Genomic DNA, 6,473 nt, shown 5'->3' on the forward strand with positions numbered 1-6,473 from the left:
CGTGTCAACCTTCGGGAATACTGGAAAGCACCGCCCCGGTCCCAGTCCCGATCCCGACCGCGCCACAGGCGCCCACTTCCACCCTCTGAACCCAGGCCACCCAGTGGCCCCATGGGCGATACCACAATCCTTGGGCCCACAGGGCCCATCAAACTTACGAACCCTCCGGCCCATTGGGCCGGTCAAACTTAAGAACCTTTTTCCACAACCTTTCTACACAACCCACGGCGGAGCCGTGCCCCTTCGCGCCCAACAGGCGCAGCCCCCCATTACGCCTTGGCCAGCACCAGGCAGATAAGTCCTGCCAGGAAGAAGAGGATGTATGCCGGCAGGCGGTAGTCCGTATAGAAGGTATCCTCTTCCCGCTCCACCTCTTTATAGGGGCGGGCCTGCAGATTTTCATAGTGGCTTTCCGGTATGAGGCCTTTGTAGAGCTCCGACAGATACTGGGCATAGGATAGGGTTTCCTTGGAGAAGAACCAGAAAACCGGGGTGTAGAGGGGCACTTTGTCCTTGTCGCAGAGGTAGGAGAGGCCTTCGGTAATGAGGCTTTTCAGGACAGCGTCGCTGTCATCCAGTTTCCGTTCCGCCTTGGCAGCCATGTGGTCAAAGAACTCATGGCAGGCTTTGATTTTTTCTTCCGAATAAAGATAGGGCAGATTGTCCGGGAGAAGGGATATGTCCCCTACGCCACGGCCGGGGTCCGCTTCCTTTGTGAGAAAATCGGGGAAATCCTTTTCCACCTTTTCAAAACCGTCGTACATACTTAAAAGGGGCGGATAGTCCCGGGCAAAATCCTTCAGCACGAAACGGGCGATGTAGAGGCGGAATACCACGTAGTCCGAAAGGAAACGGCACCAGTTTGTCCGGTCCCGCTCCAGCATGACGATCCGTTTCTTCTTCAGGAACAGGCGGAAAATCATGTGAAGGCCGTAGCTCCCCTGGGGCTTGGACATATAAGAAAAGAAGGCCCGCTGGCACACGGTGATACCCATATTTTCCAGATAGTTCACCATATCCATCAGAAAACCTCCTTCCATAAGAGAAGCACGGATTCCATTACGAATCCATGCTTCCTGTTATTTTCTATGTTCTCATTGTACTCTTGCTTTCCCCTTTTGAACAGCCTCTTCATGGAATTTACATAAGCATCACCAGACAGCTCACCGCCAGTCCCGTGAGAAAAGCCAGGAAGGAGGGATACACCGCCGCCTCCTCCGACAGGGAGGGGAGGGCGGGAGTAAAGCTTCTGGCTCGCCGGTAAATATGACAGGGGGTGAGGGAGGACAGCTTTCCGGAAACCAGGGAAAGGAAGGCCCTTGTTTCTTCAGAAAACAGGGAAATCATATGTCCGTCCACCTTTTCTCCCGAAAGGGAGGCAATGGCGGCAATCATGTTTTCTATGGAATGGCTTGCTTCCTTCTCCATGCGGCGGAAATCGGAAAACCGTCTTTCCACATGATTCCTGTCCGGCAGGCGGCCGCTGCCTACCACCAGGAAAGAACCGTTCAGGCTTCTTAAGGTGGATAATGTGGACAGGGTGAGGGACAGATGGGACAGCCCCTCCCGGAGACCTTCAGCCATGGAGGTCATGCAGCCGAAACCGCTGGGGAAACGGAGAATGTGTTTCTCTGCCAGGTAAAGGCGGAAAAGAATGTAGTCCCAGAGGAACCCTTCCGAAGGCCCGGCGCCGGGGCGGCTCTCCGCCAGTGAGAACAGATCGGAGCCATCGGCAGTGGCGGTATAGGAATAAAGAGCCGCCTCAATCAAACCATACCCTTCGTATTCCATGTACTCTGCATTCGTCATAGCAAACCTCCCGAGCTGAAAAACGCTATGCCATGATTTGATTTTATTATAAAAGAAACGCATATAGCAAAGCTAATAAAAAATATCTATGATAACTTAAAGATTATGTTTTGCATCTTACCGGCTATATTCTGCACTTCACCGGCGGCAAGAGGAGGAAATCCTTCCTGTATGTAGTATAGACGGACTAAGGGTATAATAAAAATAGGACTATGGCATGTAACATATGCGAAAATTATTAGTGAGCTAGTGAGCTAGTGGACTAGTAAGCTGGTGAGCTGGTGGGGCGCTGCTGGCTGTTGGCGGTGGTCAAGGTCAATTTTAATCTCACTGCGGCTATTCCTCCTTTGGTGCCTGCGGCACCATCTTCCCCCGCGCAGTTCGGTGGGGCGGCAAATGGAAAGCGCTTCCTTAGAATGACTTGCCCGGCAGGAGAGTAAGAACGTAACGCTGACTTTATAATCATTGCCGCGTCAGCGGCAATCCACCACCCTCGGGCCATAGGCCCGTTAAACCTACGAACCCTCAGCGCCTGCTGGCGCTGTCAAACTTCGGCCGCAAAGCGGCCGTCCACCTTCCCTTCTGAACCCTTTGAACCCGGGGCCGCGAGGCGGCCCAAAGGCCCCACCTATTGCCTTTCCTTTCTCTTTCGTGTAGCATAAAGAGAAATGACAGAATGATTTCACCGGGAGGAACACATGGCACAGGCGAATCGTATTTCCATAACCATTACCATGGAAGAGGAGGAGCTTACCCTTCATTCCGACGGCACCAGAAAGGAAACCCGCATTCTTTTGACGGCGGCGCTGGCTTCGCTCCATGGCATTCCGGAAGACCATGTGGAAGATGTGGACGCCTTTCTGACGGTCCTTGCCGATTCCTACAGAGACGACAGGAAATCGGTGCTTCCATGACCCGGTGAATCCATCATAAAGGAGAATCTATGGAAGAAGAAAAAGAAGCTTTGATCCAGGTCATTGAACATGACCATGGAAGGATAGAAATTATTGTAGACCGGGAGGCCTACAGACCGACCATGACATCCCTGTCCCAGGCCATGTGCGGCGCTTTCGACATTGCCGGCGAGCATGACAAGGTGGTATACCGCGCCATCCGGGAGCTTACGGAGCGGGGGATTCGGGAAAGGGACGGCAAAAGGCAGAACTTTCCCCAAAGTCGGTGACAGGAGGAACCATGGAAGAATGGAACATTGGCAGGAAGGAAGAAGGACGGCGGCTGGATGCTTTCCTTATGGAAAGAAAGGGCTGGAGCCGTTCTTTTTTCATGAAAGCCCTGCGGACGAAGAAAATCAAGGTCAATGGAAAGAAAATGGAGCCCTCCTACCGCCTTATGGAAGGGGATGCAGTCCGTTCCTTTGTGCTGGAAATCAAAAAAAGCAGGCCTGTGGACATCCTTTATGAGGACGAAAACCTGCTGGCTGTAAATAAGCCTGCAGGTCTCCTTTCCCTGGACGTGACGGGAAGGACAGAGGACACCATGCTGGACCGGGTGAACAGCTTTCTTGCGGAAAGAGGGGAAAAAACCGCCTATCCGGTGCACCGCATCGATTTCAATACCAGCGGCATTCTTCTCCTGGCGAAAAACGGAAGGGCCGGAGAAATCCTTGACCGCATGATTAAGGAAAGGAAAATCAGGAAATCCTACCTCTGTGTGGTGAAAGGAAGGCCTTCGCCGGACAAGGGACGGCTGGAGAACCAGCTCTTCAAAGACGCGAAGAAAAACCGGGTCTACGTGGCGGAGCACACCGTGAAAGGCTCCAAAACCGCCATTACCGATTACCGGGTCGTTGCTTCAAGAAACGGCCTCTCCCTGGTGGAATGCCATCTCCTCACCGGCCGTACCCACCAGATCCGCTGCCAGATGGCCCACGCCGGCCATCCCCTTCTGGGAGACGACAAATACGGCTCCAAAGAATGGAACCGGGAAAAGGGAGAAAGAAGGCAGCTCCTCTCCTCCTACAAAACCACCTTCGATTTCGGAGAAGAGGGGGGCCTCCTTTCCTACCTCTCCGGAAAGACCATCCGCCTTTCCCGCGTGCCTTTTGTGGAAAAGTACTTCAAGGGAGTGGAGATATAAGGCTGTTCTTACTGTATTCCCGAAAGCAAAAGGGTTCAGGCGCCTTTCGGCGCCCAGGTTCAAGCCGTCATCGGGCAGCCGCCCTTGACGGCTCCGGTTCCGCCCACAGAGCGGGCTGGTTCAGAGGGGAGTTTTAAAGTATCGCGGCGCCGACCGCTTCCCGCCGAACACATGTCATCCGGGGTCGGTCAGCCGACAATCGGAAGGCCCTTTTATGGGCAGGCTAAGGGCCAACTTCGACTGACTTGGAGACCCTCTGCAGGGTCTCCACAAAAGCGAAGGATCTCGGTACATGGAGTGAGTGACTCATGGGGGGAGTAAATACCAGTCGGCGGGAAGACATCAGACATACTGCATTCCCGGAAGCATGAGGGTTCAGGCGCCTTCGGCGCCCGGGTTCTATCGGTCATGTGCTGCGCACTGACCGATGGGTTCGGCCCGGGAACGGCTGCGCCTTCCGGGCTGGTTCAGAGGGGAGTTATAATGCCGCCTGTTGGCGGCAGCGCTGCCGCGAAGCGGCGCCCTTTTTATATTTGCGGCGCGAGCCGCCACCACACCCTTTGAACCCGCCTGCCAAAGGCAGGCAGAACCCTCTGAACCCTCTGAACCCGGGCCACCCAGTGGCCCCCATGGGCGATACCACAACCCTTTGAACCCGCCTGCCAAAGGCAGGCAGAACCTTCTGAACCCTTTGAACCCGGGCCACGCAGTGGCCCAAAGGTCCGGTCCCGCTGGCGCCATGGCCCCGGCCGATGTATAATACCTTTTATACATATCAAATGATAAGGAGAGACGTATGGAAAATCGAGACAGTTTTAAATCCCGGCTGGGCTTCCTTCTGGTCAGTGCCGGCTGTGCCATCGGCATAGGGAATGTGTGGAAGTTCCCCTATATTACTGGAGAATACGGCGGCGCCGTATTTGTCCTCTTTTACCTCTGCTTCCTCCTCCTCATGGGCATCCCCGTGATGACCATGGAGCTGGCAGTAGGCCGAGGCGGCAGGAAAAGCGCCGTTGGTGCCTACAGGAGCCTTGAAAAACCGGGGAGCTTCTGGCACATTCATGGCTGGTTCTGCGTTCTTGGATGCTACCTTCTCATGATGTACTACACCACCGTATCCGGCTGGATGGTGGCCTATTTCTGGAAATTTCTCACCGGCACCTTCAGCAGCGTGTCCCAGGATGAGATACCGCAGGTCTTTACCGCCATGCTGGGAAGTCCCTGGGAAATGGGCATCTTCATGGCCCTCACCGTATTCCTGGGGTTTCTGGTGTGCGGACTGGGCCTTCACAACGGGGTGGAACGGATTACGAAGGTCATGATGTCCTGCCTCCTTATCCTCATTGTGGTGCTGGCCCTTCACAGCCTGTTCCTGAAAGGCGGAGAGCCGGGCCTGGCCTTCTACCTCCTTCCCGACTGGGACAGGGCCGTGGAAGCGGGCCTGGGCAACGTGGCAGCAGCGGCTATGAACCAGGCCTTCTTCACCCTGTCTCTGGGCATCGGCGCCCTGGAAATCTTCGGCAGCTACATGACCGACGACTTCACCTTAACCGGTGAAGCGGTGCGCATTACAGCCCTGGACACCTTCGTGGCCCTCCTTTCAGGCCTCATCATTTTCCCGGCCTGCTTTGCCTATAACGTGCACCCCGACCAGGGCCCCTCCCTGATTTTCATTACCCTGCCGAAAATCTTTACCGACATGACCGCAGGCAGGCTCTGGGGCACCCTCTTCTTCGTTTTCATGACCTTCGCCAGCTTCTCCACCGTTACCGCGGTGTTTGAAAACCTCATCGCCTGCGCCATGGACAACTTCGGCTGGAGCCGGAAGAAATCGGTGCTGGTGAACCTTGCCATCGTATTCTTCTTCTCCATCCCCTGCGTACTGGGATACAATGTCCTCTCCGGCATGCACTTCATCGGAGGAAGGGACGTACTGGACAGCGAAGACTTCCTGGTAAGCAACCTCCTTCTCCCCGGCGGCGCCCTGGTGTACCTCCTCTTCTGCGTCACCCGCTTCGGCTGGGGCTTTGACAATTACATCAAGGAAGTAAACAAAGGCAGCGGCATGAAAATGCCCCGCTGGATGAAACCCTACTTCCAGTTCATACTCCCCGTCCTCATCCTGGTCATCCTGATCCGCGGACTCATGTAAGATACACAAAAAGCGCCCTTCGGGGCGCTTTTGTATGTCTTGGCGATTTGGCATGTTTTGCAGCGCGGGGCCGCCTGAAAGGCGGCATAATAGAACGTATCGTCCGAGAAGGTTCAGGCGCCTTCGGCGCCCGGGTTCAAATGGTTCAGAGGGTTCAAAGGGTGGTGGTAGCGGCTCCGCCGCAAATAAAAAAAGGGGCGCGGCTCCGCCGCGGGTTGTGTAGAAGGGTTGCATCGCTTCCGCTCAGGGGGCGACAGCCCTACCGGGCTGAGGGTTGTGGATTGCCCGTAGGGCAATGCTTATAAAGTCAGCGTTACGGGATTTACTTTCAGTGTCATATGGCATGATAAGCATTCTGGTAATTAGCCGCTACGTGGCTCCCTCTTATCCGGCTGCGCCGGACTTTCTCCACGGG

The 6,473-nt window shown here is 55.1% G+C and carries 6 protein-coding genes; 4 read left to right on the forward strand and 2 right to left on the reverse strand.

All coding sequences use genetic code 11. The features are described from left to right. Positions 1–269 precede the first annotated feature (269 nt). Together B2Y11_RS05455 and B2Y11_RS05460 are read right to left on the reverse strand one after the other, a co-directional pair. Entirely contained in the window at positions 270–1,022 is a 753-nt protein-coding gene (locus tag B2Y11_RS05455) for a hypothetical protein (RefSeq protein WP_291057100.1), read from the reverse strand. Positions 1,023–1,140: 118 nt separating this feature from the next. Continuing rightward, on the reverse strand, positions 1,141–1,809 hold the full coding sequence (locus B2Y11_RS05460) for a hypothetical protein (protein WP_291057102.1): 669 nt from the start codon (positions 1,807–1,809) through the stop codon (positions 1,141–1,143). A 698-nt stretch (positions 1,810–2,507) separates the two neighbouring features. On the opposite strand from B2Y11_RS05460, the gene B2Y11_RS05465 reads away from it, so the two are divergent. The 4 genes from B2Y11_RS05465 to B2Y11_RS05480 all read left to right on the forward strand — a co-directional run bounded on the left by B2Y11_RS05465 (position 2,508) and on the right by B2Y11_RS05480 (position 6,058). Then, complete coding sequence (locus B2Y11_RS05465; protein ID WP_291057104.1) at positions 2,508–2,723, forward strand: hypothetical protein; 216 nt, start codon at positions 2,508–2,510, stop codon at positions 2,721–2,723. Between the two features lie 29 nt (positions 2,724–2,752). Beyond that, complete coding sequence (locus B2Y11_RS05470) at positions 2,753–2,992, forward strand: hypothetical protein (protein WP_291057106.1); 240 nt, start codon at positions 2,753–2,755, stop codon at positions 2,990–2,992. An 11-nt stretch (positions 2,993–3,003) separates the two neighbouring features. Further along, on the forward strand, positions 3,004–3,906 hold the full coding sequence (locus tag B2Y11_RS05475) for an RluA family pseudouridine synthase (RefSeq protein ID WP_291057108.1): 903 nt from the start codon (positions 3,004–3,006) through the stop codon (positions 3,904–3,906). Between the two features lie 796 nt (positions 3,907–4,702). Next, positions 4,703–6,058 carry a sodium-dependent transporter gene (locus B2Y11_RS05480; protein ID WP_291057110.1) on the forward strand — a complete coding sequence of 452 codons (1,356 nt, stop codon included), beginning with the start codon at positions 4,703–4,705 and terminating at the stop codon, positions 6,056–6,058. Positions 6,059–6,473 lie beyond the last annotated feature (415 nt).

It is taken from the genome of Dialister sp. UBA1703, assembly GCA_002320515.1.
Classification (GTDB): domain Bacteria; phylum Bacillota; class Negativicutes; order Veillonellales; family Dialisteraceae; genus Dialister.

Bases quoted from the DNA above. Each gene is read 5' to 3' on its own strand.
- B2Y11_RS05475 (WP_291057108.1), top strand. From the start codon at position 3,004: ATGGAAGAATGGAACATTGGCAGGAAGGAAGAAGGACGGCGGCTGGAT.
- B2Y11_RS05455 (WP_291057100.1), bottom strand. From the start codon at position 1,022: ATGGATATGGTGAACTATCTGGAAAATATGGGTATCACCGTGTGCCAG.
- B2Y11_RS05465 (WP_291057104.1), top strand. From the start codon at position 2,508: ATGGCACAGGCGAATCGTATTTCCATAACCATTACCATGGAAGAGGAG.
- B2Y11_RS05480 (WP_291057110.1), top strand. From the start codon at position 4,703: ATGGAAAATCGAGACAGTTTTAAATCCCGGCTGGGCTTCCTTCTGGTC.
- B2Y11_RS05470 (WP_291057106.1), top strand. From the start codon at position 2,753: ATGGAAGAAGAAAAAGAAGCTTTGATCCAGGTCATTGAACATGACCAT.
- B2Y11_RS05460 (WP_291057102.1), bottom strand. From the start codon at position 1,809: ATGACGAATGCAGAGTACATGGAATACGAAGGGTATGGTTTGATTGAG.